Here is a 25,432-nt window from a genome sequence, read left to right as displayed (position 1 = left end):
GGCGGGCGCCGGGACTATTCTTTGACGAAACGGTTATCGACCAGATCGCTATAGCTCACGTTATACGGCTTGCCCTGCAGCTCACTCCAGGTCTCGTTGGCCAAGGTAATGATGGTGGCGATATCGCCTTGGGCTTCAGGTGTGCCGAGCAGTTTTTCGCTCATGGCCTGGTCGTAGAAATGCACGCCTTTAGCGGCTTCAGCGAGCTCTGCTGGGTCGGAAAGATACCCCCCAACGCCCTTGGCCATGATTTTATAGGCCTCGGCTGGGTGAGCCTTGGTGTACTCAACGGCTTTGTACAAGCCACTGACCAGTGCTTTGACGTCGTCCGGCTGCTTGTCTATGACATCGCAGCTCAATGCCACAACGTCGACAATCACCCCCGGGGTCTCGCTGCTGTCGATCAGCACCTTGCCTTGTTTCTTGGCGCGAACCATCGACAGATGCGGCTCCCAGGTCACAGCCGCAGGAATGCGTCCGGCAATAAACGCCGTGGCCGCGTCATCGGCGGTCATGTTCTGGATATCCAGATCAGCCATGCTCATGCCTTTTTGCTTAAGCAGGTAAGACAGCCAAAATTGCGATACAGAACCTTCATTGACCGCGACTGATTTGCCTTTCAGGTCGCTCAGGCTGGAGACGTCATTGCCGACCAACACGCCATCACCGCCGGCGCTTTCGTCCAGCGCTGCAACGGCCTTGAAGCAGAACTCCTTGGAACGGTATTTGAGGACTTCATCGATGGTCGAAGCCGAGCCAGACAGCTGACCAGAAGCCTGAGCGGCCATGTACATGGCTGCTTCCTCGATGGTGGTCAGTTCAACTTCAAGACCTTGTTCCTTGAAGTAGCCAAGGTCACGGGCCAGATACAGCGTGCCGTAGCCGACCCATGTGGTGTGGCCGATAGACAAGGTGCCAGCTTGAGCGGTTGTAGCGCCGGCTGCCAATGCAGCGCAGACCAGCATTGGGGCGAAGTAATTGCGCAAGGACTTGTTCATGGAGCACTCCCACAGCCTTTCGGCTTGTTATTGGTTTGTAGTGGCAGGGCTGGTCAGCGACCAATAAGTGTCCGTCGCGCCGGCTGCAAGCGGCCGACGCAGGTGTGTTTCTTTACCCTCTATGGGGTTTTTTAGTCTTTAGAGCAGGCCCAGCTGTTTTGCCGTTCGATCAACTGCACGACGGGTTTTTTCGACCAGTTCATCCAGGGTTGCATGGTCTGCAACCAGCGCGGGCGCCATGATCATGCGGCCCAAGGTTGAGCGGATAATCACCCCTTCCTCAAAGCCAAAAGTGCGGCACTGCCAGGTGATATCGCTCTCATTGGCAAAGCGTTTACGCGTGGCTTTGTCTTCGCAAAACTGCAGCGCTGCGACCAGGCCCGTACCTTGGATTTCACCAATCAACGGGTGCTCAGCGAATACGTCACGCAAGGCGTTCTGCAGGTAAGGGCCGGTGTCATTTTTGACTCGGGTGACTATTTGCTCATCGCGAATCGCTTTCAGGTTGGCAATGGCCACCGCAGCGGCAACTGGGTGGCCCGAATAAGTCAGGCCATGGGCGAAGACGCCGCCTTGTTCGACCAAAACCTCTGCCATGCGCTTGCTTAGCACCAAGCCGCCCATTGGGATGTAACCCGACGTCAGGCCTTTGGCGATGCTCAGGGTGTCGGGCTCAAAGCCGAAGTGTTGGTGGGCAAACCACTCGCCGGTGCGGCCGAAGCCGCCAATCACTTCGTCGGCGCACAGCAGGACGTCGTATTTGCGGCAGATACGCTGGATTTCTGGCCAGTAAGACTCTGGCGGGAAGATCATTCCGCCAGCGCCTTGGAAGGGTTCAGCAACAAATGCGGCGACGTTCTCTGCACCAAGCTCGAGTATTTTGCTTTCCAGTTCGCGCGCGGCCTTCAAGCCAAACTCGGCTGGGCTCAGGTCGCCGCCCTCACCGTACCAGTAAGGCTCACCGATGTGGGCGAAGTCAGGCAACATGCCACCCATTTCATGCATAAAGCCCATGCCACCCAATGCGGTGCTGGCCAACGTCGAGCCGTGGTAGCCGTTCCAGCGGCCGATCATGATTTTCTTCTGCGGCTTGCCAAGAATCTGCCAGTAGCGACGCACAGTGCGGATCAACACCTCATTGGCTTCGGAGCCGGAGTTGGTGTAAATCGCGTGGCTGTAATGAGCGGGCAGCAGGCTGAACAACAGCTCGGAAAGCTCGATCACGGCCGGGTGCGTGGTGTGGAAAAACATATTGTAGTAAGGCAATTGCTCAAGCTGGCTGGTCGCTGCTGCTACCAGGTCTTGCCGACCGTAGCCGAGGTTGGTGCACCACAAGCCGGACATGCCATCGAGGAAGCGGTTGCCGTCGTTGTCCCAAAGGTTGAGGCCTTGGCCTTTGACCATGACGCGCGCGCCTTCTGCGTTGAGCGCTTTTTGGTCGAGGAAAGCATGAATGTGGTGTGCCGCATCCAGCGCCTGATAGTCCTCGGTTGTGCGTTTAGGGGTGAATGGGGCAGTCATTACTAAACTCCTCTTTTGGCCAGTGGATACATCGCTCAATGCAGGCAGCGAAGTGCTAGCGCAGTTGGAACCAGGTTGTTTTTAGTTGGGTAAATTTATCGAATGCATGTAGCGACAAATCACGGCCAAAGCCAGACTGTTTGCCGCCACCAAAGGGCACGGTGACATCCAGTGCGTCGACGGTATTCACTGAAACAGTACCGGCTTTGAGTCTTTTTGCGACGCGGTGTGCGCGGTTCAGGTCATCGCTCCACACTGATGCAGCGAGGCCGTAAATGCTGTCGTTGGCGAGCTTGATGGCTTGTTCTTCAGTGTCGAATGGGATCACCGCCAGCACGGGGCCAAACACCTCTTCGCGGGTGATCTGCATATCACTGCTGACATTGCACAAAATGGTTGGCTCAATGAAGTTAGATGAACCGTTGAACTCAAGTTGCTTGGCGCCACACACCACCTGTGCGCCTTGGCTGCGCGCTTGCCCGATGTAGTCGAGGATGCGTTGGGTCTGGCGTGCATCAACAATGGCGCCCGCCGTGCTTGCAGGGTTCAACGGGTCCCCCGGCAACCAAGCACGAGATTTTTCGATCAGTAACTCAACGAATTGATCATGAATTGAGCGCTCAACCAACAAGCGTGAATTGGCTGAGCAGACTTCGCCCTGATTAAAGAAAATACCGAAGGCCGCTTTCTCTGCTGCCAGTTCAAGGTCTTGGCAGTCAGCAAACACTAGGTTGGCACTCTTGCCGCCGCATTCGAGCCACACCTGCTTGAGGTTGGACTGCGCGGCGTACTGCATAAAATATTTGCCCACCTCGGTGGAACCGGTGAAAACCAGGCTGTCGACATCGGCATGCAAGCCCAGGGCTTTACCTGCGGTCTCACCCAAACCCGGTACGACGTTGAGCACACCGGCGGGAATACCCGCTTCAATTGCCAGTTCGGCTAAACGCAGCGCGGAGAAAGGTGATTGTTCTGCTGGCTTGAGCACCACGCTGTTACCGGCGGCCAATGCCGGTGCCAGCTTCCATGCAGCCATATCCAGCGGGAAGTTCCACGGCACGACGGCACCAATTACACCAAGGGGCTCGCGGGTGATAGTGGCTAGGGTATTGGCGGCGGTGGGCGCAATCTGATCATAGAGTTTGTCGATGCTTTCAGCGTACCAGGCAAAGACGTTCGCAGCGCCTGGTACATCGATATTCCAGGCATCCATTACCGGCTTACCCATGTTCAATGAGTCGAGCAGCGCCAGTTCATCGCGGTTGTCTAGAATCAAGGCCGCCAGCTTTTGCAGCACGGCCTTGCGTTCCGCTGGGGCCATGCGCGGCCAGGGGCCGTTCTCGAAGGCCTCACGTGCAGCGCTTACGGCGAGATCAATCTCAGCCTCTGCGCAGGCACTCACCTCTGCAAGTACCTCTTGTGTGGCCGGGTTGATAGCGGCGAAGGTCAATCCAGACGCAGGGGTTACCGGCTGGCCTGCAATCAGTGCGGTGGTTATAAAGCGCTGCTGCTGCGCACGTTGTTGCCAGTCACTGAGTTCAAACACCGGATTAACCCTCGATCACTGCCCACACTGAATAGGCGTTATTGATTGCAGTAGGTTGATGGTGGCTGAAGCGCGCCCCAAGGAAAATTATTAAATATGTCTTCGGGGTATATGAAAAAGCTGGTTAAGGCAGCACCAATAAGGCGCGCCACGCCGGGTGATTGTGCAGTAAGGTGGTTTTATTCATGCGCACTGGCAATCGTGGCTGGTGTTATGGGTTGGAAATAGCTAATAAATTCAATAAAAACAGTGGCCTATTCAAGTGTTTTGCGGTTCAGGGCGCGTAAATTGCTTGCAGCTGTGGATGTTTGAAAACCCATAATTAACCCCTGCAATGCCCCATTGCGGGTCGTTGGAGTGGCAGACGAGGTTTACCGTGGCGGCTTATACCCTGCGTCAATTGAAGTACTTTGTAACCACTGTCGAATGCGGCAGCGTGGCTGAAGCATCGCGCAAGCTTTACATCGCGCAGCCATCTATCTCCACCGCTATCAAGGGCTTGGAAGAAAGCTTTGGCGTGCAGCTGTTTATTCGCCATCACGCGCAAGGCGTATCGCTAACACCCAGCGGCGCACGGTTTTATCGCAAGGCTCAAGAGCTGCTGCGCATGTCCCATGAGTTTGAGCAGAACGCGCTGGCGGATAACGATGTGGTTTGCGGACAGATTGATATTGGCTGTTTCGAAACCGTCGCACCGCTGTATTTGCCGGGTTTGATTGCTGGGTTTCGTAAGCTGTATCCCGGTGTGGAAATCCGCATCTTTGATGGCGAACAGCAAGAGCTGGTGCAAGGGCTAACCGGTGGCCGCTTTGATTTGGCGATTTTGTATGACCATGACCTTGACGCGACCATCGAGGTAGAGCCGCTAATGCCACCGCAGCCGCCGTATGCATTGCTTCCAGAGCATCACCGGTTTGCCCAGCAGGCTCAGGTTTCACTGCGTGATTTGGTGCTTGAACCGATGATCCTGCTCGATGTGCAGCCGAGTCGTACCTATTTTGTCAGCCTGTTTGAAGAGCTTGGCCTGAGCCCGAATATTGGTTTTAGCTCACCTTCAATCGAGATGGTGCGCGGCATGGTTGGCCAGGGTTTTGGTTTCTCGGTACTGGTTACCCGGCCGCGCTCGGAATGCACCTACGACGGGCAAAAAGTGGTGATGGTCGACATCAGTGAGTCAGTTACCGGTTCCGGCTTAGTTGCTGCTTGGCTAAAGCGTGCGCAGCTGACCAAACCGGCGCAATTGTTTGTCGATTATTGCAAAGAACATTTGGCATCCTAGCGTGCGACGCGCGCAGCTTGCCCGCCAGGATTAGCTGACTGAACGGCGGACAAAAGAGCGTTGTCCGTCCTAGGCTTGGAGCCATTGGGCGAGCCGGCCGAGCATGGCGTCGCATTGTTCCAACTGTTCAATGCTGATGAACTCGTCGGGCTTGTGCGCTTGTTCGATGCTGCCAGGTCCGCAGACTACGGTGGCAATCCCCGCTTGATCAAATAAACCGCCTTCGGTGCCGAAAGCGACTGTGCTGAATTCATCGCACTGGCTGAGCAGGGCGATTAATTGCGCGGCCGGGCTTTCGGCGGCGGTGGCCAAGCCCGGGTAGGCTGATAGTTGGCTGAATTCGATGGCCGTTTGCTGATTGACGGCATGCATTATCGGCAACAGTTCGCTGTTGGCGTATTGCTCCAGTTGATCGGCGACTGTTTGTGGATTATCCGACGGCAAGGCCCGCACTTCGAAATCAAACTGGCATTCAGCCGGGACGATGTTCAAGGCGCGACCGCCACTGATCAGTCCAGTCTGAACCGTTGAGAAAGGCGGGTCGAAACGGGTGTCCTGTAGCTCTGGCGCCCGCAAGCCCTGGCCAATTTCACCGAGCTTGCTGATCAGTTGCGCAGCATATTCGATGGCATTCACGCCTTGAGGGGCATAGGCCGAGTGACAGGCTGCTCCCTGAATATTGCAGCGCATGGCCAGCTTGCCCTTGTGGCCCAATACGGGTTTCATCAGCGTTGGTTCGCCGATGATGCACACACGTGGCTGGTGCGGCCGTTGCTGCAAATCGGCAAGTAATGAACGAACACCCAAGCAGCCGACTTCTTCATCGTAGGAAAACGCAAAGTGCACCGGCTGCTTAAGAGGCGCTGCCAGAAACTGCGGCACCGCGGCCAGCACACAGGCGATAAAGCCTTTCATGTCAGCACTGCCGCGGCCAAATAAATCACCGTCTCGCTCAGTCATTGAGAAGGGGGGTAAGGTCCATGCCTGGCCGTCAACCGGCACCACATCGGTGTGCCCGGAAAGCACCACGCCGCCTGCGATATCCGGGCCAATGGTGGCAAATAAATTAGCCTTGCTGCCCTCGTCGTTGAAGAACAATTGACAGGGAATATCAAAGCCCTTCAGGTAGGCGCCGATAAACTCGATCAGCGCCAGATTAGACTCGCGGCTAACGGTATTGAACTCGATCAGTTTGGCCAGCAATTGGCGACTGTTATGCATCAGTGCTTTCTCCCGGTGCTGCTGTTATTCGTCGCCGGGCACGCCGTAGGTCGGTGCTTGGGTAGGGTCAAGTGCGCGGATTACGTAGTCCTGCATCTGCGGGCGGTAGGCTTGCCAGAGCTTATCCAGATCAGCGATTGGATCTTGCTCTGACCAGTCTACGCGCAGGTCGACAATTGGCCACAGCAGATCACTGACCACTGAAAGCGCCGCCGAATGAACCGGCCCGGCTTCACCACCCGCCGTGACTGCTGCTTTCATCGCAGTCAACAAGCGGTCGGCAAGGGGTTCGCCAGCGCTGTGTTCGAAGGCCGCGACCATGGCTTCGATCACCGCCTGATTACTTAACAGATTGCCCGCTGCAACGCAGTTATCTCCCGCGAAAGCATGGTTTACGCCGAGCGCCTGATTGCCGGTGAAATGCGCGGTTTCACCCTGCATATCGATCACGGTCACTTGCCGGTATTGGCTATAGCCGTGACGTGATAAGGCCTTGTCGAGTGCGCTGGCCGGCGATTCTCCTGCCTCCAGCAGGTCGAGAATTTCCGGGCCAAGGGCTGGCAAGGTAATGTTCTGAGTCGATACCGCACCAACAGAGCTTTTCAGCCAAGGGCAACGGGCGCCAACCGCTATGCTTGATGAGCTGATGGCAATGCCTAGCTGGCCGGTTTCAGGGCAACGGCCGACAATTGAAAAGGTCATAGGAGCTCCTCCGGGATGACTGCAATAACGTCAATTTCCATCAACCAGTGCGGTTGGCCAAGTGCCGATACCACCAGCCCGGTTGAAATCGGGAACACCCCTTTGAGCCATTTGCCAACTTCCTGATAGACCGCCTCGCGAAAGCGTGGGTCGGTGAGGTAGGTGGTGGTTTTCACAATATGGCTCATGTCGCTGCCGGCCTCTTCAAGCAGCTGCTTGACGTTCTTCATCGCCTGCTCAGCTTGCGCGCGTGGGTCGCCCAGACCAATCAGGTTGCCGTCAAAATCGGTGCCGACTTGGCCGCGCACATACACGGTATTACCGGCGCGAACGGCTTGGCAGAGGTCGTTATCCAACGTCTGATTAGGATAAGTGTCCTTAGTGTTAAACATGCGGATGCGAGTGTGAGTGGGCATCAGCTGGCTCCCATCATACGAAGTGCTTGTGGTGGTGGCGCGTCATCAGCGTCAGCCTGACGTTGCGCTGCATCGCGGTAGTCGCGGTACTTGTGCTGGGTGACGATGTGATCGGCAATGTGCTTGGCGTCGTGCCACACGCCCCAGATAAAGGTCGAGCCACGACGGGACAGCCAAGGTAAACCGAGAAAGTAAATGCCTGGTTCACTGGACACGCCACGCTGGTGCTGCGGCTTGCCTTGGGCATCGAAGGCATCGACCTTGAGCCAGCTGAAATCGACCGAATAACCAGTGGCCCAGATGATTGAAGTCACCCCAGCCCCTGCCAAGTCCAGTTCAAGAATCGGCTGAGTGACGCATGCCGGGTCCGGGTACTTGTGCCGCGCCTCGGGCTCTTCCGGCAGGTCAAGTTGATTGCGTTCAATATAGGCATCGGCGGCATCCAGCAACGCCAGATAGTTCTCATCGCCTCGGGCCAGGTTGTCGGTCAAGTCCGGCTGGAAAGTCACGACGCCATTGCTGAAGGCTTTGGTCAGTCCGACCAAGGTCATACCTTGGTTAGCCAAGTTGCGAAAATCAATGGTCTGGCCGCCGCGAGCGCCACTCACCGCAATGGTTACGTGCTCTTTGCCCGGCTGTGCTGCTTCTGCATCCCACTGGCCAAGCACGCCCAGCCACCAGCAAAAATCACGGTTGCGATAGGCGCGCGGAGGACGATCATGGGCGCCGACCGAGAGGTAAACCTGTTTGCCCGAGCGCATCAGCTCGTCAGCGATTTGCACCCCGGATGAGCCGGCACCGACCACCAGCACAGCGCCTTCTGGCAATTGTTGTGGGTTGCGATAGGCCGCTGAATGCAGTTGAGTAATTGGGCTGTCAGTCGGCGCAATCGCCGGAATGACCGGGCGCTGGAAAGGGCCCGTTGCGGCAACCACGCGATTGGCCTCGATCACACCGATCGAGGTCTCAATGGTAAAGCCAGGACGGTCACTGTTACGCACAACCTGCTTCACTTCCACGCCAGTGCGAATCGGTGCATTAAAGCTATTGGCATAATCAACGAAGTAATCTGCAACCTGCTCTTTGGAGGCAAAGGCATCCGGGTCGAGATCAAACTCCAGACCGGGGAAACGGTCGTGCCAAGCAGGACCATTGGCGACCAGTGAATCCCAGCGTCCCGTGCGCCATTGTTCGGCGATGCGCTTGCGCTCCAGAACCAGATGCTCAACACCAAGCGTGGTCAGGTGTTCGCTCATGGCCACGCCTGCCTGACCGGCGCCCACTACAAGCGTATCGATTTGAATTTTTTCAACTGTCATATCTGCGCCCATGTGGAAAGCGGGGTCGGTTGCGTCTACGCGGTATTGCGCGAAGGCGACAAACTGTCTACGTCCGCATTCTGTCCACAGGGAGGGATTAGCGAAATTATGTTTTTTGTCGTTGTTGCTTATCTAAAAGCTGCTTTGCCTTGGGCTTATGTGCTTCAAGACCAGTGATTGTGCGGGGTAGCCGAACGTGTGGAGGGATGACTTTTGTCACCGCAGAGGAAACTTATCGTCAATAGCTTCCATGCGAACAAGAAACCGCCAATGCAGTTGAGTCGGAAAAGCGCCGGTCGTGAAAGACTCAGGGAAGAAGATTTACCTGTGCTCAATCCCCAGGTGCTTGCTAGCCCTACGCCATGGACTCAGGCGCAGGCATCGAACTTCACCGCCGGCCTAGTGTGATGACAAACTGATTGCATGGCTCTACTGAGAACAACTATCATTTGCGCGTGGAGTCTTATTTGCGCAAGGAGTTCCGGCGCCGTTCAATTTTTCTTTAATGGCGGCGCGCCGCCCTGGAACCAAACTTGACCAATCCAGCCCGACTTGGCGTTCCATTTCGCCCAACACTGCTCGCCTTGCTCTGTTCGTTATCCGCCACCGCTTATGCCGAAACTCCTGCGACCGCACCTGAAAGCGACGCAAAGCCAGTGGAGCTGGGTGATGTTTACATCAGTGCCGAAGCGCCTCTGCCAAGCGATCTGCCCCCGGTGTATGCCGGCGGTCAAGTTGCGCGAGGCGGACAGTTGGGCGTTCTGGGCAACCAGGACATCATGGACGTGCCGTTCAGCATGACCGCATATACCGAAGAACTGATCCGTGATCAGCAGGCCGAAACCGTAGGCGATGTGTTGCTCAACGATTCGTCGGTGCGTCAAGCATCGGGCTTTTCCAACCAAGCCGAGACGTTCATGATTCGCGGCCTGCCGCTGAACGGTGATGATATTTCGTACAACGGGCTGTACGGCGTATTGCCGCGGCAGATCATTTCCACAGATGCGCTTGAGCGTGTTGAGGTTTTCAAAGGCCCGAACGCGTTCATCAACGGGGTAACCCCGACCGGTTCCGGCATCGGTGGCGGCGTCAACCTGCAACCCAAGCGTGCCGGTGATGTGCCGCTGCGTCGTTTCAGCGCCGACATCAGTGATGACGGGCGCATCGGCGAACACCTGGACCTCGGCCAGCGCTTTGGCGAGGGCAACCAGTTCGGCGCGCGGATCAACCTGTCCCAGCGCGAAGGCGACACCGCCATTGATGATGAAAACCAGCGTTCTAAACTGTTCGCCGTTGGCCTCGACTATCGTGGCGATGCATTGCGCCTTTCCGGCGATTTTGTTTATTCGAAACAACGTATCAATGGCGGCCGCAACTCGGTCAATCTGGGTAATGCGACGCACATTCCGGATGCGCCATCGGCCGACACCAATTATGCGCAGAAATGGGGCTTCACTCAGATCGAAGACACCTTCGGCATGCTGCGCGCCGAGTACGACCTGAACGACAGCTGGACCGCTTATGCCGCCGGCGGTGCCAAACATACCCGTGAAGTGGGCAACTATAACTCCACGACCCTGGTCGGCAACGATGGTAACTCTGTGACGACCGGCTCGTTTATCCCCCATGACGAGGACAACACAAGCGTCATGGCCGGACTCAACGGCAGATTCGCCACCGGCCCGGTCAGTCATCAACTCAACTTCGGCCTGACCGGCATCTGGGCCGAACAGCGCAGCGCCTACGATTTCGATCTGACCCGCTACCCGAACAATATTTACCACCCGGTCGAGGTTCCGGAGCCACAGGGCGGATTTTCCGGCGGCGATTTGAACGACCCGGGCATTACCGGCAAAACCTTCGTCCGGAGCGGAGCAGTGTCCGATACCCTTGGTTTCTTTGACGATCGCCTGCTGGTGACCGTCGGCGTTCGCCGCCAGCAGCTGGTGGTCCAAGGCTACGCTTATGGTACCGGCAGCCGTACCTCCAACTACGATGAGTCGATCACGACCCCGGTGTATGGCATCGTCTTTAAACCTTGGGAGCAGGTGTCGTTTTACGCGAACCGCATCGAAGGTTTGGCCGAAGGCCCGACTTCACCGACCACTTCCGGCTCGCGGGTGGTGGTCAACGGCAGCGAAGTCTTCGCCCCGGCTCGTTCTAAGCAGATTGAAGCCGGCGTTAAAGTCGATATGGGCAGTTACGGCGCCACACTCGGCGTCTACCGCATCGAACAACCGGCTGATGGCTACACCGAAATCATTGACGCCAACACTGCGCGTTATGTACGAGAAGGTGAACAGGTCAACAAAGGCGTCGAACTCAATGTGTTTGGCGAGCCGATCGATGGCCTGCGCTTGCTCAGTGGCGTGACGGTGATGGACACCGAGCTGAAGAAAACCCAGGGCGGTCTTAATGATGGCAATCACGCGATTGGCGTGCCGACTTTCCAGTTCAACGCCAGTGTCGATTGGGATGTTCCAGGCTTACAAGGGGTCGCCCTGAATGGACGGATGTTGCGCAACGGTGGTCAGTACGCCGATGCCGCCAACAACCTTAGCCTGCCGACTTGGAACCGTTTCGACATTGGTGCCCGTTACGCCTTCAAGGCCCAGGAAAAAGACGTGACCCTGCGCTTTGGCGTGGAGAACGTGGCGAACAAGGAATACTGGGAATCGGCCCAGGGTGGCTACCTGACACAAGGCGAGCCACGGATAGCCAAGTTATCGGGGTCCATCGACTTCTGACCACCAGCGCATGGTGAAAAGGCCCCGCTGCTTCACCGTAACGGGGCCTTTTCATTGGCGGGGTAAAGACTGCGATAACTGAGGCGATAAAAAGCCCCGCAATGGCGAGGCTAGGGATCTTTGCAGAGGCTGGTGCCGGCTTTTATTTCTGCGTCACGTACTTAAGCAGTTCAACCACTTGTTCAGGGGTTTGCGCCCAAGCCATTGCGGCGGCATCGACTTCTTTTAGCGGGTGGATGATGTCGTCTGCGTGCAAGGTGATAAATGGCTTACCGAGTGCGGCGCAGAAGCCCGCATCAAAGGCCGCATTCCATTGCTTGTATTTGTCGCCGAAGCGGATGATCGCCACGTCGCACTGTTCCAGCAGTGTCTTGGTGCGAATCGCGTTGACCTTGGAGGACTTGTGATCACGCCAGAAGCTTTGGCTTTCTGCGCCGAGTACATCCCCCGCGGCGTCGCTGCTTTCATGGTCGGTGTTGGCCGAAGTGAAGCGGATATCAAGCTGCGCTTGGGCTGCGCCGTTGATGATGCGTTCACGCCAATCGCTGTGAATTTCACCGGATAAGTAGACTGTCCAAGTCATCAGAACCTCAATGCTTTGTGGAAAACCACCACTATACCAAGCATGGCGCGCCAATGACGGCGCGCCGGGTGGATCAGCGAGCTGGTTCTAAGGTCAGCGTGCTGCTGGTGTGGGCGGCGACATCGCTGTCACTCAGGTGCATAGGCAGGTAAACACCTTGCATATAGCGTTCGGCCTGGTCGCTGTAATGGCTGTCGAACGGCACGCCGCTTTGTCCAACAGGGTTGATGCCCAATGCGGTGCTGGCATCGGCCAAGTCGACCAAGCGGCGGGTTGATGGGCCATAGACTACTGACCATGGCGCCGGACCCACGCGGTGTGACAGGTTGTTCGGCGTTTCATGGCCGCCAGGCGTAGCGAATGGGCCGACGTTAAAGAGGCGATCCAAGGGTTTTTTCTGGCCCAGTGGATGGTTGTGAGTAAGGGTGTGTGCGGTGCCCCATTTCCAGTTCGCCGGGTCGTCGCCGAGGATTTGCTTGAGGTGGGCAATACTCGCTTGCCATGCCACTTTGACGGTTTGCGCGCGCGTCTCGACGGCGTCTGTGCTGCGGTTATCCCACCAAGGCGAGCTCGCATCTGCAGTCAGGCGCGGTAATGCAACATCAAGCACACGGGTGCTTAGCAAGTTTTCGAAAAACGGCCCTTGCAGTTCATCGCCCATGGCTTGCTTGGCTAACTCGTAGACAAGCTGGTTAAACAAGGTGGGTGCCGTGGCATCGAGTGTGTGATCACCGTTCCAGGTCACCAATTGCTCAACCAACGCCCGTTCCTGATCATCACCAGCAGCCTTGCGCAAATCATCGATGATCGGCGCGAGCAGGCGCGGCGCGTAGCCGGTGCCGAGATCAAGCTGCAAGGCTTGGCTGTTTTTCAGATCCCACTTTATGGCGTTATCAGCCAGGCGTTGATTCAAGCGCTGGCCGCGGTCTGGGAGGTTGTAGTAACCGGGAATTTCCATGCCGTTGGGCGCCACCGGTTGGAAGTTGGCCGAGATGATATAGCCGCGCTGCGGGTTTTCTTCCTGCGGGTTATCGGTGAAGGGGTAAAAGCCGAGTTTGTCTGCCTCATCCGTGGCGCCATCAAGGATAAAGCTTGGGTTCACTCCAGCAGGTCGTTTCGGCAGTTTGGCTGCTGCCCACCAGCCGATATCACCCTTGGCATTGGCCCATATGATGTTGAGCCCCGGTGATTCTATTTTCTCGGAGGCGTTGCGTGCTTTTTCCAGCGTATCGGCGCGATTGAGCTGGTAAAACCCTTCGAGAATCGGGTTGTCGGTTTCCAGAAATGCCCACCACATGGCGATTGGCGTTTTGCCCGCTGACTCGCCCAAGGCGTCATTGATGATTGGGCCATGGGGTGAGTGACGCAAAGTCAGGGTGACGGGCTCGGCATCCTTGACTTGGATCGTCTCGGTGCGGGTCTGCAAATCAACCCATTGGCCGTGGTACCAGACCTGATTGGGGTTTTCAGGGTTAACTTTTTCAGCGATCAGGTCGAGGTCATCGTTCTGGAACATGGTGATGCTCCAGGCGAAGTCCTTGTTGTGGCCCAGGGACGCAACTGGGTTAAGCGCCTGATGGTGGCCGTATAAGTCAAAGCCTGGGTAACTCAACTGAGCTTCATACCACACCGCCGGTACCGAGAAACGAATATGCGGATCGCCCGCCAGCAGGGGCTTGCCACTGGCGGTACGACTGCCTGATACAGCCCAAGCGTTGCTGCCTTCGAACTGTGGCAAACCGGCTTCAGCGAGTGCTTCGTTGCTCAGGCGGGCGATGCTGTTGAGGTCTTTCCAATCATTGCCAGCCAGCCCTTGCTGCATGACGCCTTGCGGGTGCCAGTCGAGATCGAACACCTTGAGGTAGTCAGCGCCCAGTTGGTCGCGCACGTAGCTCAATACAGGCTCGGTGCGAAAGGCAGCGGCAAAGCTATACGCCATATATCCCGCGACGCTGATGGTATCGGCGACGGTGAAGGGGCGCTTGTTAATACCCAGTAAGTCAAACTCGATCGGTGCCGGGTTGTTGGCTTGATACTGGTTGATACCGTCGAGATAGGCTGCCAGTGCTTTGTAAGATGCACTGTTTTTATCCATCTTCTGCACATATTCATCGGCGTGTTGACGGATTTCCAGGGTGCGGAATAAGCGATCAGTGTCTACCAGCTTGCTGCCTAACACCTCGGCCAGTTCGCCGCGCGCCAATCGGCGCATAAGCTCCATCTGGAATAGCCGGTCCTGGGCATGGACAAAACCCAGTGCACGGTACATATCCGCCTCGTTTTGGGCCTTGATATGTGGCACGCCACGTTCGTCGTAGCGCACGCTGACAGCTGCTTGCAAGTGTTGCAGCGCAACGTCTCCCCCGCGCTGTGGTTGCTTACTGGTGTAATACCAACCGCCGCCAGCAGCGGCTAGCGCAACAACAACGGCGAGTGCAGTGAGGGAACGCTTCATGTAATTGTCCTTATTATTGTGTGGCGCTTTTAGCCGCGCTTTATCCAGCTATTGTGCGGAATAGACAGCTGCACGACATTGACCAAATACATAATTACTGAAATTATCTGGTCAATTAGTCACTGTTTATCTGTAAGGCATCCATGACAGTTGATCAATCGCTGCCAGCCACTATTAGCCTGACGCACTCGGCAACCATGCGCCGCCTGTTGTACGAAGGGTTGAGCAGCCTCGGTTTCGATCCTACCGATACTTATCGACGCGCTTATGACGGTGCGCGTTTATCGCCACCCCTACTGGATAGTCGTCAGGAGCATGACCACGCGCCCCGCTTCTGGCAGGCGCTGGAGCAACTAACCGGTGATGCGGATATAGGCCTGCATCTCGGTGAGGTGATGAAGCCGCGTCCGATGGATGTAGTGGGTTACCTGCTATTGGCCAGTCGTGATTTGCGCCAAGCGCTGGACAGTTTTGTACGCTTTCAGCACATTCTTTCTGGTGGTTTTGCTGCCCGGCTGGAAGAGCAGGGCGACTCTGTCCGCTTGATTATCGATCTTAACTACCGAGGCTTCGGTTCGCTCCGTCAGCAAATAGAGTGTTTGGCGCTGCTTTGGCAGAAGCAACTCAAGAGTGTGACCGATGATGAGTTCAGGTTGACGGGTGTCGAGTTTCGGCATCCGCAGCCGCGTCGTATCAGTGAACATAAACGGCTGTTTGGGATTACCCCGCACTTTGGCCAGCGCCACGATGCGTTGTTATTTCCCCAAGCCTTGCTGGCGCGTCCGTCGCGCAGTGCTAATGCGCGGTTGTTCAAATTGCTGAGCGAACAAGCGACTCTGGAGCTGGCCGAGTTGAGTGAAAACCTGTTGCTCGACCGGGTACGTAACTGGTTGGAGGCGAGCCTAGGGCAGCAACTGTGTGGTTTAGGGGCATGCGCTGCGGCGCTGAATCTAAAACCGGCTGAGTTGCAGCGCGAATTGGCAGTCCAAGGCAGTAGCTTTCGCCAGCTCCATGATGAGGTGCGCAGGCAACGTGCGCTGGCGCTGCTCGAGCAAGGCATGGTCACGCGAGATGTTGCGCGGGCGTGTGGTTTCGCTGAGTTGTCGCCCTTCTACCGGGCCTTCAAACGCTGGCAGGGCTGTACGCCAAAGCATCAAGGTTAGTTCTGGGTGGTTGCTCGGTGCATGCCTGATGGACGGGTTTATTCAGCCTCAACGGTCCAGTCGCAGAAGCAGCCGACCGCCATATTATTGCTGGCATTGACTGAGCGCCCTTCAGCCAATGCATTGAGGATTGGCTCAATAAAGCTATTGCTTGAATTGCAGGTCAGCCCCGAGCTGTAGGGGCCGAAGTAGGCGAGGTTGCCTGCTTTGTCCCAGATTGCTACCGCTGGGCTGGCTGGCAGCTTTTCACTGCCGGGCAGTTGTGCCAAGGGTTTCAAGTCCTTCAGAGTTTCCGGCAATTGGCCGTGGCTCCCCGGTTTTTGCACCCCGTAGAACTCAACTCCTCGTGCGGAGAAGTGCTCGACCAATTCAGCCAAATGCTGTTGATTGCCGACATTGCACGGACACGCCGGGTCCCAGAAATGCACCAGTCGGATTGGTCCCGGACCGGCAATATCAGCAGGCAAGCGTATAGCTGCGCCCGAAAATATCGCTGTGCGTTCGCTGAATGGGCGCAGGTAACGTGCCTCGAACCACAAGAACGCCGACCCTAGCGCGACAATCACTGCAACGGCGGCGGTAGTGGCAATGATGATTTTACGGCGGCTTGCTGGCATGGTTAGGCGTCTGTTCAAGGCTGTGTAGCTTGCCACGATGTAAGTGGCAGCAAATTATCCGCAGTGTAACCAATGACGTGAAATAATCGCAGTACAGGCCTATTAATCTTGGAAAGTCTAATGCCAGAGCGTTTCGCCCCTGACAGCGTGGTCGCCGGACTACGCCCCCTAGCTGCCGCCGCGATGAGCCTGCCGCACGAGCAGATGTACCGCTCGTTCTATGGTCTCGACAAGCTAACGGCGCAGCAGGTGCGCCTGGGTTTTTTTGATGCTGCCGGTTACCGCATTGCGGCTCAGGTCTGGTGGCCGTCCGCTCCCAAGGCAACCTTGGTGTTGCTGCATGGTTATTATGACCACACAGCCTTGTACCGCCATGTGATTGAGTGGGCACTGAGCATGGATTATGCAGTGCTGGCGTTTGACCTGCCGGGGCATGGCTTATCCAGTGGTGCGCGGGCCAGTATCGGCGACTTTGCGGAGTATCAGGTTGTACTCAAGGCAGCGTTGGCGCAGGCCGCCCAGCTGGAACTTCCGCAGCCTTGGCACCTGTTTGGTCAGAGTACGGGCGGGGCGATTGTCATTGATTACTTGCTCACCGGCAATCCAGGGCCGGAAATTGGCCAGTCGATCCTGTTCTCGCCGCTGGTGCGGCCCCGTGCCTGGGGCTGGTCGAAGCTGAGTTATCGCGTACTCAAGCCATTTGTTCGTCAGATATCCCGACGCTTTACCGAGAACTCGCACGATGCCGAGTTTATCGACTTTCTACATCATCACGATTCGTTGCAACCACTGTGCTTGCCGACTGCCTGGGTGGGCGCGCTAACCCGCTGGGTGCCGCATATCGAGGCAGCTCCGCGCAGTCCGCGAAGCCCGTTGATCGTACAAGGCGAAGGCGATATGACGGTTGATTGGGAATACAACCTCGAGATGCTCAAGACCAAGTTCACCGAGCCGAAAATTTTACGCTTGGCGGAGGGGCGCCATCATATGGCCAATGAGTCACCGCTGTTTCGAGACCAGTTCTTTGCTTATCTGACCGAGCAGCTCAAAGACTCAGCCTGATAAGTACAGCAAGGCGCGGCTGCGGCGCCCTGCTGTTGGATGCATCCTTAGATGCCTTGCGGGGCGGGCGCCAGGTCAGAGGTGTTCTGGCCGACGGCCAAGCCTGCGCGCATCGCGGCCAGTGCGGCCTGGTAATAGGCTTTGCCCGCATCTGATTGAGTGAAGCTGACAAACTCTTCCAGCTCAGCATCGCTGAGGTCGCGGTAAACAAACAGCAAGGTGTTATCCAGCTCAGCCCCGATCTGGCTCATCAGGTTCTGCCGTTGCGAGCTGAGCAGCGCTTGTGCCGCGCCGCCGCCAAGCAGGCCGGGAATCATCTGGCTAAGGCTATCCGCCGCAACGCCAGCCAGTGCGAGGCTCACTTCGGCACCGGCCTCCTTGGCGGGCAAGGCCTGCGCCAAATGGCCAATCAGCAAACGCCGGGTATCCGAGGCTTCAACTTGCGGCAAACCATTGGCGTATCGCGCGAGTTGGTCTTTGCGGGTGGCGAGTGTTTCTGCGGTGACGATTTTCTTGCCCAGCGGCGAATCGAAAAAGGTGAGCGCTGGCGCCGGGTCCGCCAAGTTGTCTTGCATGGCTTTTTGCGCACGCTGGTCCATTGCCTGTGGCGCAAAACGCTTATTGCTGTTATCGACGAGCGCTTGATAAACCGCAGGCGGCAGAGTGCTGCGATAGCGCGCCTGCGCGGCAGTCAGGGCGTCGTTGAAGTGCGCGCGTTGTTCGGGCCAGCCCGCAGCCTGATACAGCTCGACAGATGAAGCCGCCAACGATGGCAGGCTGATAAACATAAAAAGTACAACACATAGGGCGCGCATAAGGACTCCTGTCTGGCGTGCGGCTATTTTCATTGGCCGGTCGATGCTTGTCGAGAAGCAGAAGCGTCGCTGATAGAATATCTGCATGTCTGAACATCCTTCCCTAGAGCAGCTATCGAGCATTGTCGACGACCTGGCAGAGCAGGGCTGGTCACTCCAGCCTGCGTTTATCTCACAGGCTCTGACCCTCGAACTAGCGCAAGAGTGCCGTAAACGTGCCGCGCAGGGTGCATTGCTGCCTGCGAGTATAGGCCGTGGCCAAGCACTGGCGGTGCTGGAAGGCATTCGGGGTGATCATATTCAGTGGCTGGAACCCGGGCAATCGCAGGCCTGTGATCAGTATTTAAGCAAACTCGAATTGCTGCGCGTGGCCATTAATCAAGGTTTGTATCTGGGGCTTGAAGATTACGAAAGCCATTTCGCCTTGTATCCACCGGGGGCATTCTACAAAAAACACCTGGACCGCTTTCGTGATGACGACCGGCGGGCGGTTTCAGTGGTGTTATACCTTAATCAGGAGTGGCAGGCGGAAGAGGGGGGCGAGTTGCGCTTGCACCTGCCAGATGGCGAACTGCGTGATGTGCAACCGCAAGCTGGTGTGCTCGCGGTATTTCTTTCTGCCGATATGCCCCATGAGGTCTTACCCGCCCAGCGCGAGCGTTTGTCGCTAACCGGTTGGTTTCGGCGGCGCGGAGCCTCCGTACTTTAGCAAGGTTGCCTCGCGGCCAATAAATGCTGGAAATGAACATGCAGAAAATCTTGGTCAGTCGGTGCTTGTTGGGCCATCGCGTGCGCTATGACGGCGGTGCGCATGGTCCCTATGATGTGTTGACGCGCTGGCAGGCTGAGGGGCGGATTGTCGCCCTGTGCCCAGAAGTCGCTGGCGGCTTGCCGACCCCGCGCCCAGCTGCTGAAATTCCAACTGGCCAAGGTGCGCAGGTACTGGATGGATTGCTGCCGGTGATCAGTATTGAGGGTGAGGATTTCACTGCTCAATTTGTCTCAGGTGCCGAACAGGCCTTGGTGCTGGTCAAGCAACACAGCATTCGCATGGCGCTGCTAAAGGCGCGCAGTCCGTCTTGCGGAAATATTGAGAATTACGATGGCAGCTTCACCGGCACCAAGGTCGCGGGCGAGGGAGTAACTGCCGCTCAGCTAAGGCGTGCGGGGGTTGCAGTGTTCAACGAGGAGCAGTTAGACGCTGCAATGCAGAGGCTGGCTGAGCTTGAACTAGACTAGAGCTGCTGTTTGCAGGGAACAAACCTGTTTGAAGCAGCGTCAATCGCATGAATCAATTCACAAGGTGTTCATGATGAATAAGTTAGTACCTGCTTTCGCGCTAAGTCTTGGCCTGCTCGGGGCGAGCTTTGTTGCCCTCGCTGAAATGCCACGCACAGCCGCACCGGCGAATGCATCGGTGTATATCGTTGAGCCCAAGGACGGTGCCACCGTCGACAAGACCTTCACCGTGCGTTTTGGTTTGAAAGGTATGGGCGTTGCCCCTGCGGGGGTTGATGTTCCAGATACCGGCCATCACCACTTGCTGATCGACCTCGACAAGCTGCCGGCCATGAATGCACCGCTGCCAGCTACAGAGAACCTGGTTCACTTCGGTAAAGGTCAGACTGAAACGGAGCTGACCCTCGCGCCGGGCAAGCACACCTTGCAACTGCTGGTGGGCGATAAGAACCACGTGCCGTTAGATCCGCCATTGATGTCGAAAAAAATCACCGTCACGGTTAAATAAACGAGGCGGTTGTGACAACGCGGAGCTAGTCGATCCAGACTTATACCGCGAGCAATAAAAAATGGGAGGCCGAGGCCTCCCATTTTTGTGCAACGCCGTTCAGTTTTAGAACAGAACGCGGCTGCGGATAGTGCCGTTTACGTGCTGCAGTTTTTCCAATGCCAGGTCGGAGTACTCGGCGTCGACATCGATGACCACGTAACCCACTTTCTCATTGGTCTGCAGGAACTGACCGGAGATGTTGATACCGTTTTCGGCAAAAACGCGGTTGATCTCGCTCATCACACCCGGAATGTTTTCGTGGATGTGCAGCAAACGGTGCTTGCCAGGATGTGACGGCAAAGCCACTTCCGGGAAGTTAACCGAGGACACCGAGGTGCCGTTGTCGCTGTACTTGACCAGCTTCTCCGCCACTTCCAGGCCGATGTTAGCTTGGGCTTCAGCCGTTGAACCGCCGATATGCGGGGTCAGAATTACCCGATCCAGGCCGCGCAGCGGGCTTTCAAACTCTTCAGTGTTTGAACGTGGCTCAATCGGGAACACGTCGATGGCCGCACCAATCAAACGTTCTTCTTTGATCGCTGCCGCCAAGTGATCCAGCTCAACCACAGTACCGCGTGCGGCGTTGATCAAAATCCCGCCTTGTTTGATTGCGCGAATTTCTTTCTCGCCGATCATCCACTGAGTCGATTGCAACTCAGGAACGTGCAGGGAAATGATGTCGCACATGCCCAGCAAGTCGTGCAGCTTGCCAACTTGAGTGGCGTTGCCCAGCGGCAATTTGGTGACCACGTCGTAGAAGAACACTTGCATGCCCAAGGCTTCGGCAAGTACCGACAGCTGCGTGCCGATCGAGCCGTAACCGACGATACCCAGCTTCTTGCCCCGGATTTCGAAGGAGTTCGCCGCGCTTTTGATCCAGCCGCCACGGTGGCAAGAGGCGTTCTTCTCTGGAATGCCGCGTAGCAACAAAATGGCTTGAGCCAATACCAGTTCGGCGACCGAGCGGGTGTTCGAGAACGGTGCGTTGAATACAGCAATGCCGCGCTCGCGGGCCGCATCGAGGTCAACCTGGTTGGTGCCGATGCAGAAGCAGCCCACTGCAACCAGTTTGTTTGCGCAATCAAACACCTCAGCGGTCAGCTGGGTGCGTGAGCGGATGCCGATAAAATGCGCCTCGGCGATCTTTTCCTTTAGTTCAGCCTCAGGTAACGAGCCGGTGAGGTACTCGATATTGCTGTAGCCGGCAGCCTTGAGGGTGTCCACAGCATTTTGGTGGACGCCTTCGAGAAGAAGGAACTTGATCTTGCTCTTGTCGAGTGAGGTCTTGCTCATCGGAGTACCTGTAGTCCCACAATAGAGTGTCAGGAAAGTTCTCAGCAGCGACTGCTGATAGGCCCGTGGGTTAGTGCTGGGCACTGATTAACGGGGTGCGTATGCTAGCATACGTACCCCGCGAAACACCTACCCTGACAGATGAAGCGTGCTCAGGGTGACCATGAATCGTTTGAGAGTTCTGTAGATGACCAACCCTGCCCTGATTGATGAGTTGAAGTCCCTCGTTGAAGCCGGAAAAGTCCTGACGGACGCCGACTCCCTTGAAGCCTATGGCAAAGACTGGACCAAGCATTTTGCCCCGGCACCGCTGGCTATCGCCTTTCCCAAGAGCATTGAGCAGGTGCAGGCCATTGTTCGCTGGGCAAACCAGAAGCAGGTTGCTCTGGTGCCATCGGGCGGCCGAACGGGCTTGTCAGCTGCTGCGGTCGCGGCCAATGGCGAGGTTGTTGTGTCATTTGACTATATGAACCAAATTCTCGGATTCAATGAATTTGACCGCACCGTGGTCTGCCAGCCAGGGGTTGTCACTGAACAACTGCAGAACTTCGCTGAAGCGCAAAACCTTTACTATCCGGTGGACTTCGCATCTGCAGGATCAAGCCAGATTGGCGGCAATATCGGCACTAATGCTGGCGGTATCAAAGTAATTCGCTACGGCATGACCCGTAACTGGGTCGCCGGCCTCAAGGTAGTCACGGGCACCGGTGATCTGCTTGAGCTGAATAAGGATTTGATCAAGAACGCCACTGGCTACGATTTGCGTCAGTTGTTTATTGGCGCCGAGGGCACGCTTGGCTTTGTTGTCGAAGCAACCATGCGTCTTGATCGTGCCCCACAGAACCTGACCGCGATGGTGCTTGGCGCGGCTGATTTCGCCTCGATCATGCCCGTGCTGCATGCCTTCCAGAATAAGCTTGATTTGACCGCGTTCGAATTTTTCTCCGACAAAGCCCTGGCCAAGGTCATGGCGCGCGGCGATGTGCCACCAGCCTTCGAAACCGATTGCCCCTTCTATGCATTGCTGGAGTTTGAAGCCAGCACTGAAGACGTTGCCAATGCCGCGCTTGAAACCTTTGAGCACTGCGTTGAACAAGGCTGGGTGCTTGATGGTGTGATGAGCCAGAGCGAGCAGCAACTGCAAAACCTGTGGAAGCTGCGCGAATATATTTCCGAGACCATTTCCCATTGGACGCCGTACAAAAACGATATCTCGGTGACTGTCTCGAAAGTCCCGGCATTTCTCGCAGAGGTTGATGAGATAGTCGGGAAGCACTATCCCGACTTTGAAATTGTCTGGTTTGGCCATATCGGCGATGGCAACCTGCACCTGAATATCCTTAAGCCGGAGAATTTGACTAAAGACCAATTCTTCGCCAAGTGCGCAACTGTTAATAAGTGGGTGTTTGAGATCGTGGAGAAGTACAACGGCTCAATCTCCGCTGAGCATGGTGTCGGCATGACCAAACGCGATTACTTGGGCTACAGCCGTTCAGTTGCAGAGATTAGCTACATGAAAGCCATCAAGGCGGTGTTTGATCCGAATGGCATCATGAACCCCGGTAAGATTTTTCCACTTTGATTGTTTAGATAACCGCTGAGCCGCTGCCAGTATCCTTGGGTGCGGTTCAGGCAGTTTTGCCTTTTGAGGAGTGTTTATGAGCTACCAACATCAGTATGTCGACGGCACGTCTATTCATTTTCCATTAGGTAAGGTGGTGTGTATAGGCCGTAACTACGCCGAGCATGCTAAAGAATTGAACAATCCGGTTCCCACTGAACCGCTGCTGTTTATTAAACCGGGCAGCTGTGTGGTGCCGATCAATAGTGGCTTTAGCATCCCTGATGACCGCGGCGCGGTGCATTACGAAGCCGAAATTGCCGTGTTAATCGGCAAGCCCCTGTCACGCTCGCCGAGCAACGAAGAAGTGCGAGATGCCATTTCTGGCTTCGCCCCGGCTTTGGACCTGACCCTGCGTGATGTTCAGGCCAAGCTCAAAGAGAAGGGTTATCCGTGGGAAATCGCCAAGTCATTCGATGGCGCCTGCGTTCTCGCCCCTTTCGTCAGCGGCGATGCCATTGATGACCTGACTGATATGGGTATCCGCTTAAGCATTAATGGTGAGGTTCGCCAAGACGGCAACAGCCGCGACATGCTTAACCCGATCGTGCCTATGATTCAGAACATGGCGGCTAACTTCAATTTGCAACCTGGCGATGTCATTCTCACCGGAACGCCTGTCGGTGTTGGTCCTCTGAACAAGGGCGATGACTTGCAGCTAGAGTTGGTTGGCTTTAGCAGTTTTACCAGCAAAGTCCTTTAGTAACTGGCCTTAACCACCTTTCTTGATACGTGCACGGATGCACGTTGAGCGGTATTTGAACCGAAGGATACGCCTAGCCTGAGCGGTATCGTTTTCATCGAGTAGTAGCGGTGCCTCAAAGCTCAAAGGTGTTCAGCACTGTGTTTCGCAGTCTGCTGGTTTTAATGCTTGTGGTGTTTGTCAGTGTGGGTCTCTACCAACGCTGGGATGAACGTTTTCTGTTCTGGATCAGCGAACTGCAAGTCACAGCTGAGGCGCAAGCGGCGAGCATCTGGCTGCCCAGCTACCACGTGACGGTGCCGGGTAAGCCGATTGCGGGGCTTGAAGAGGGTGAAGTTTCTGGGCTGACCTACCGGGCAAGCAGTAATACTTTATTTACCATATTGGGTAAGCATCCCGAGTTGGTTGAGCTGTCACTGACTGGTAATGTGCTGCGGCGTATCCCTATGACCGGCTTGAAAAACCCGGAAGGGGTTGAAGTACTTTCCGGCGACCTGATGGGTATTGTCGATGAACGTCAGCGCACGCTAACGGTTTTCCCGTTAACCGATACCACTACTGAAGTTAACGCTAGGCAGCAAATTCAGGTGGACCTGGGGTTTCCGGAAGCTGGCAACAAAGGCTTTGAAGGGCTCGGTTGGGACAGTCGCCGACAGCGTGTGATATTGGCTAAAGAGCGAGACCCTCGTGGCTTTTATAGCTTGCCATTGCCAAGCAAGAGTGGCCCAGCGCAGGGCATTCAAGCAATCAACATTGATGATGTCTTCGTCCGCGATATTTCTTCTGTGAGTTTTGATTCGCGTACGGGCCATTCATTGATGCTATCTGACGAGTCCCGTGTGCTGGTTGAGCTTGATGCCAATGCAAAACCGCGCAGCTTTATCAGCTTAGCGGCTGGGTTCAACGGTTTGGGGAGGGGTATTAAACAGCCCGAGGGTGTCACTATCGGCGCTGATGGCAGCATCTATATCATCAGCGAGCCAAATCTGTTTTATGTGCTGACTAAGTCTGAGAATAAGGTGGAGTGATTTAAGTTTGGCTTAAGGCAAAATTCAGCAAGGCTTCAGCTAGGCTCGTTAATCTGACCCTGTCATTCACTGATTAGAGATTCAGACTATGAAACGCACTACTCTTGCACTGCTTATTGCTCCGCTGTTTTCCACTGCCGTTATGGCTCAGAGCTACAACGGTCCTAGCGCCAACGTTCAAGTGACCACAGTCGCTGAGGCCCTGAAGGCTACTGATGATACTCAGGTGGTGTTGCAAGGCCAAATTGTTGAGCGTCTGCGCGGCGAACACTACACTTTCAAAGACTCCACTGGCTCCGTCGAAGTAGAAATCGATGATGAAGACTGGCCGAGCCAGAGCGTTGACGATAAAGCTACCGTCAAATTGTTTGGTGAAGTTGATCAGGGCCGTAGCGGCGTCGAAGTTGAAGTCGACCGCGTAGAGCTGGTCAAGTAAGCCTCGCGCGCTTTCTGTGATTGGCGTTCCGGGTGCACATTACAGGGTGCACCCGGAGTCAGCCTCTAGGGTGATACGCTGCTGCAAGCGGAGCTTGAGCGGCGTTTTTTGTGCGTAA

The 25,432-nt window shown here is 56.0% G+C and carries 23 protein-coding genes; 11 read left to right on the top strand and 12 right to left on the bottom strand.

The genetic code is table 11. The features are described from left to right. Window positions 1-14: 14 nt before the first annotated feature. From AACY09_RS17435 to AACY09_RS17425, 3 genes are all read right to left on the bottom strand, one after another. Window positions 15-998, bottom strand: a complete 984-nt coding sequence (locus tag AACY09_RS17435; RefSeq protein WP_339489806.1) for an ABC transporter substrate-binding protein — start codon at window positions 996-998, stop codon at window positions 15-17. A 138-nt stretch (window positions 999-1,136) separates the two neighbouring features. Then, window positions 1,137-2,519: an aspartate aminotransferase family protein gene (locus AACY09_RS17430; protein WP_339489804.1), complete on the bottom strand. Its 1,383-nt coding sequence runs from the start codon at window positions 2,517-2,519 to the stop codon at window positions 1,137-1,139. Window positions 2,520-2,574: 55 nt separating this feature from the next. Beyond that, a complete protein-coding gene (locus AACY09_RS17425) occupies window positions 2,575-4,065 on the bottom strand; it encodes an aldehyde dehydrogenase (protein WP_339489803.1) in 1,491 nt (496 codons plus the stop codon). 376 nt (window positions 4,066-4,441) lie between these two features. Between AACY09_RS17425 and AACY09_RS17420 the strand changes: the two genes are divergently transcribed. Beyond that, window positions 4,442-5,344 carry a LysR substrate-binding domain-containing protein gene (locus AACY09_RS17420; RefSeq protein ID WP_339489802.1) on the top strand — a complete coding sequence of 301 codons (903 nt, stop codon included), beginning with the start codon at window positions 4,442-4,444 and terminating at the stop codon, window positions 5,342-5,344. 69 nt (window positions 5,345-5,413) lie between these two features. Here the strand turns inward: AACY09_RS17420 and argE are convergent, their stop codons facing one another. The 4 genes from argE to AACY09_RS17400 are packed head-to-tail and all read right to left on the bottom strand — an operon-like array spanning window position 5,414 to window position 9,014. Beyond that, window positions 5,414-6,565, bottom strand: a complete 1,152-nt coding sequence (argE, locus tag AACY09_RS17415; RefSeq protein WP_339489801.1) for an acetylornithine deacetylase — start codon at window positions 6,563-6,565, stop codon at window positions 5,414-5,416. 24 nt (window positions 6,566-6,589) lie between these two features. Next, the gene (locus tag AACY09_RS17410; RefSeq protein ID WP_339489800.1) at window positions 6,590-7,267 is read right to left on the bottom strand and encodes a DUF1028 domain-containing protein; all 678 of its coding nucleotides are present in this window, start codon (window positions 7,265-7,267) and stop codon (window positions 6,590-6,592) included. Beyond that, window positions 7,264-7,683 (bottom strand): RidA family protein, encoded by a 420-nt coding sequence (locus AACY09_RS17405; RefSeq protein WP_339489799.1) that lies wholly within the window; start codon window positions 7,681-7,683, stop codon window positions 7,264-7,266. The genes AACY09_RS17410 and AACY09_RS17405 overlap by 4 nt, the downstream gene beginning before the upstream one ends. Beyond that, entirely contained in the window at window positions 7,683-9,014 is a 1,332-nt protein-coding gene (locus AACY09_RS17400) for a flavin-containing monooxygenase (protein WP_339489798.1), read from the bottom strand. Before AACY09_RS17400 ends, AACY09_RS17405 begins: the two co-directional genes overlap by 1 nt. 521 nt (window positions 9,015-9,535) lie before the next feature. Between AACY09_RS17400 and AACY09_RS17395 the strand changes: the two genes are divergently transcribed. Further along, window positions 9,536-11,749, top strand: a complete 2,214-nt coding sequence (locus AACY09_RS17395) for a TonB-dependent receptor (RefSeq protein WP_339489797.1) — start codon at window positions 9,536-9,538, stop codon at window positions 11,747-11,749. A 142-nt stretch (window positions 11,750-11,891) separates the two neighbouring features. Here AACY09_RS17395 and AACY09_RS17390 read toward each other — a convergent pair whose 3' ends face one another. Beyond that, the gene (locus AACY09_RS17390; protein ID WP_339489794.1) at window positions 11,892-12,332 is read right to left on the bottom strand and encodes a YtoQ family protein; all 441 of its coding nucleotides are present in this window, start codon (window positions 12,330-12,332) and stop codon (window positions 11,892-11,894) included. 73 nt (window positions 12,333-12,405) lie between these two features. After that, the gene (locus AACY09_RS17385) at window positions 12,406-14,787 is read right to left on the bottom strand and encodes a penicillin acylase family protein (protein WP_339489791.1); all 2,382 of its coding nucleotides are present in this window, start codon (window positions 14,785-14,787) and stop codon (window positions 12,406-12,408) included. A 143-nt stretch (window positions 14,788-14,930) separates the two neighbouring features. Between AACY09_RS17385 and AACY09_RS17380 the strand changes: the two genes are divergently transcribed. Continuing rightward, complete coding sequence (locus AACY09_RS17380; RefSeq protein WP_339489790.1) at window positions 14,931-15,950, top strand: AraC family transcriptional regulator; 1,020 nt, start codon at window positions 14,931-14,933, stop codon at window positions 15,948-15,950. 38 nt (window positions 15,951-15,988) lie between these two features. On the opposite strand, the gene AACY09_RS17375 is transcribed toward AACY09_RS17380, so the two are convergent. Beyond that, window positions 15,989-16,567 carry a DUF6436 domain-containing protein gene (locus AACY09_RS17375; RefSeq protein ID WP_339489788.1) on the bottom strand — a complete coding sequence of 193 codons (579 nt, stop codon included), beginning with the start codon at window positions 16,565-16,567 and terminating at the stop codon, window positions 15,989-15,991. Between the two features lie 120 nt (window positions 16,568-16,687). On the opposite strand from AACY09_RS17375, the gene AACY09_RS17370 reads away from it, so the two are divergent. After that, window positions 16,688-17,629, top strand: a complete 942-nt coding sequence (locus AACY09_RS17370; protein ID WP_339489786.1) for an alpha/beta hydrolase — start codon at window positions 16,688-16,690, stop codon at window positions 17,627-17,629. 47 nt (window positions 17,630-17,676) lie between these two features. On the opposite strand, the gene AACY09_RS17365 is transcribed toward AACY09_RS17370, so the two are convergent. Next, on the bottom strand, window positions 17,677-18,444 hold the full coding sequence (locus AACY09_RS17365) for a hypothetical protein (protein WP_339489783.1): 768 nt from the start codon (window positions 18,442-18,444) through the stop codon (window positions 17,677-17,679). Between the two features lie 85 nt (window positions 18,445-18,529). On the opposite strand from AACY09_RS17365, the gene AACY09_RS17360 reads away from it, so the two are divergent. The 3 genes from AACY09_RS17360 to AACY09_RS17350 all read left to right on the top strand — a co-directional run bounded on the left by AACY09_RS17360 (window position 18,530) and on the right by AACY09_RS17350 (window position 20,191). Beyond that, window positions 18,530-19,153 (top strand): 2OG-Fe(II) oxygenase, encoded by a 624-nt coding sequence (locus tag AACY09_RS17360; RefSeq protein WP_339489782.1) that lies wholly within the window; start codon window positions 18,530-18,532, stop codon window positions 19,151-19,153. A 38-nt stretch (window positions 19,154-19,191) separates the two neighbouring features. Continuing rightward, window positions 19,192-19,683: a DUF523 domain-containing protein gene (locus tag AACY09_RS17355; RefSeq protein ID WP_339489780.1), complete on the top strand. Its 492-nt coding sequence runs from the start codon at window positions 19,192-19,194 to the stop codon at window positions 19,681-19,683. A 145-nt stretch (window positions 19,684-19,828) separates the two neighbouring features. Next, window positions 19,829-20,191: a DUF4399 domain-containing protein gene (locus AACY09_RS17350; protein ID WP_445323875.1), complete on the top strand. Its 363-nt coding sequence runs from the start codon at window positions 19,829-19,831 to the stop codon at window positions 20,189-20,191. Window positions 20,192-20,296: 105 nt separating this feature from the next. Here the strand turns inward: AACY09_RS17350 and serA are convergent, their stop codons facing one another. Then, window positions 20,297-21,526: a phosphoglycerate dehydrogenase gene (gene serA / locus AACY09_RS17345; RefSeq protein WP_339489777.1), complete on the bottom strand. Its 1,230-nt coding sequence runs from the start codon at window positions 21,524-21,526 to the stop codon at window positions 20,297-20,299. A 187-nt stretch (window positions 21,527-21,713) separates the two neighbouring features. On the opposite strand from serA, the gene AACY09_RS17340 reads away from it, so the two are divergent. The 4 genes from AACY09_RS17340 to AACY09_RS17325 all read left to right on the top strand — a co-directional run bounded on the left by AACY09_RS17340 (window position 21,714) and on the right by AACY09_RS17325 (window position 25,314). Beyond that, window positions 21,714-23,108, top strand: a complete 1,395-nt coding sequence (locus AACY09_RS17340; RefSeq protein ID WP_339489776.1) for an FAD-binding oxidoreductase — start codon at window positions 21,714-21,716, stop codon at window positions 23,106-23,108. Window positions 23,109-23,184: 76 nt separating this feature from the next. Beyond that, window positions 23,185-23,850 (top strand): fumarylacetoacetate hydrolase family protein, encoded by a 666-nt coding sequence (locus AACY09_RS17335; protein ID WP_339489775.1) that lies wholly within the window; start codon window positions 23,185-23,187, stop codon window positions 23,848-23,850. 140 nt (window positions 23,851-23,990) lie between these two features. Next, a complete protein-coding gene (locus AACY09_RS17330) occupies window positions 23,991-24,878 on the top strand; it encodes an SdiA-regulated domain-containing protein (protein ID WP_339489774.1) in 888 nt (295 codons plus the stop codon). 88 nt (window positions 24,879-24,966) lie between these two features. Then, complete coding sequence (locus AACY09_RS17325; RefSeq protein ID WP_339489773.1) at window positions 24,967-25,314, top strand: NirD/YgiW/YdeI family stress tolerance protein; 348 nt, start codon at window positions 24,967-24,969, stop codon at window positions 25,312-25,314. Window positions 25,315-25,432: the final 118 nt, after the last annotated feature.

It is taken from the genome of Pseudomonas sp. EL_65y_Pfl2_R95, assembly GCF_963971045.1.
In the GTDB taxonomy this organism is placed as follows: domain Bacteria; phylum Pseudomonadota; class Gammaproteobacteria; order Pseudomonadales; family Pseudomonadaceae; genus Aquipseudomonas.
The sequence above is the reverse complement of the archived record's forward strand: the minus strand, read 5'-3'. Positions and strand labels throughout refer to the sequence as shown.

Excerpts from the sequence above, each read along its gene's own strand:
- AACY09_RS17405 (WP_339489799.1), bottom strand. The coding sequence starts at position 7,683 with ATGCCCACTCACACTCGCATCCGCATGTTTAACACTAAGGACACTTAT.
- AACY09_RS17355 (WP_339489780.1), top strand. The coding sequence starts at position 19,192 with ATGCAGAAAATCTTGGTCAGTCGGTGCTTGTTGGGCCATCGCGTGCGC.
- AACY09_RS17390 (WP_339489794.1), bottom strand. The coding sequence starts at position 12,332 with ATGACTTGGACAGTCTACTTATCCGGTGAAATTCACAGCGATTGGCGT.
- serA (WP_339489777.1), bottom strand. The coding sequence starts at position 21,526 with ATGAGCAAGACCTCACTCGACAAGAGCAAGATCAAGTTCCTTCTTCTC.
- AACY09_RS17335 (WP_339489775.1), top strand. The coding sequence starts at position 23,185 with ATGAGCTACCAACATCAGTATGTCGACGGCACGTCTATTCATTTTCCA.
- AACY09_RS17325 (WP_339489773.1), top strand. The coding sequence starts at position 24,967 with ATGAAACGCACTACTCTTGCACTGCTTATTGCTCCGCTGTTTTCCACT.
- AACY09_RS17340 (WP_339489776.1), top strand. The coding sequence starts at position 21,714 with ATGACCAACCCTGCCCTGATTGATGAGTTGAAGTCCCTCGTTGAAGCC.
- AACY09_RS17435 (WP_339489806.1), bottom strand. The coding sequence starts at position 998 with ATGAACAAGTCCTTGCGCAATTACTTCGCCCCAATGCTGGTCTGCGCT.
- AACY09_RS17365 (WP_339489783.1), bottom strand. The coding sequence starts at position 18,444 with ATGCGCGCCCTATGTGTTGTACTTTTTATGTTTATCAGCCTGCCATCG.
- AACY09_RS17375 (WP_339489788.1), bottom strand. The coding sequence starts at position 16,567 with ATGCCAGCAAGCCGCCGTAAAATCATCATTGCCACTACCGCCGCCGTT.
- AACY09_RS17410 (WP_339489800.1), bottom strand. The coding sequence starts at position 7,267 with ATGACCTTTTCAATTGTCGGCCGTTGCCCTGAAACCGGCCAGCTAGGC.
- argE (WP_339489801.1), bottom strand. The coding sequence starts at position 6,565 with ATGCATAACAGTCGCCAATTGCTGGCCAAACTGATCGAGTTCAATACC.
- AACY09_RS17380 (WP_339489790.1), top strand. The coding sequence starts at position 14,931 with ATGACAGTTGATCAATCGCTGCCAGCCACTATTAGCCTGACGCACTCG.
- AACY09_RS17430 (WP_339489804.1), bottom strand. The coding sequence starts at position 2,519 with ATGACTGCCCCATTCACCCCTAAACGCACAACCGAGGACTATCAGGCG.
- AACY09_RS17385 (WP_339489791.1), bottom strand. The coding sequence starts at position 14,787 with ATGAAGCGTTCCCTCACTGCACTCGCCGTTGTTGTTGCGCTAGCCGCT.
- AACY09_RS17370 (WP_339489786.1), top strand. The coding sequence starts at position 16,688 with ATGCCAGAGCGTTTCGCCCCTGACAGCGTGGTCGCCGGACTACGCCCC.
- AACY09_RS17400 (WP_339489798.1), bottom strand. The coding sequence starts at position 9,014 with ATGGGCGCAGATATGACAGTTGAAAAAATTCAAATCGATACGCTTGTA.
- AACY09_RS17360 (WP_339489782.1), top strand. The coding sequence starts at position 18,530 with ATGTCTGAACATCCTTCCCTAGAGCAGCTATCGAGCATTGTCGACGAC.
- AACY09_RS17350 (WP_445323875.1), top strand. The coding sequence starts at position 19,829 with ATGCCACGCACAGCCGCACCGGCGAATGCATCGGTGTATATCGTTGAG.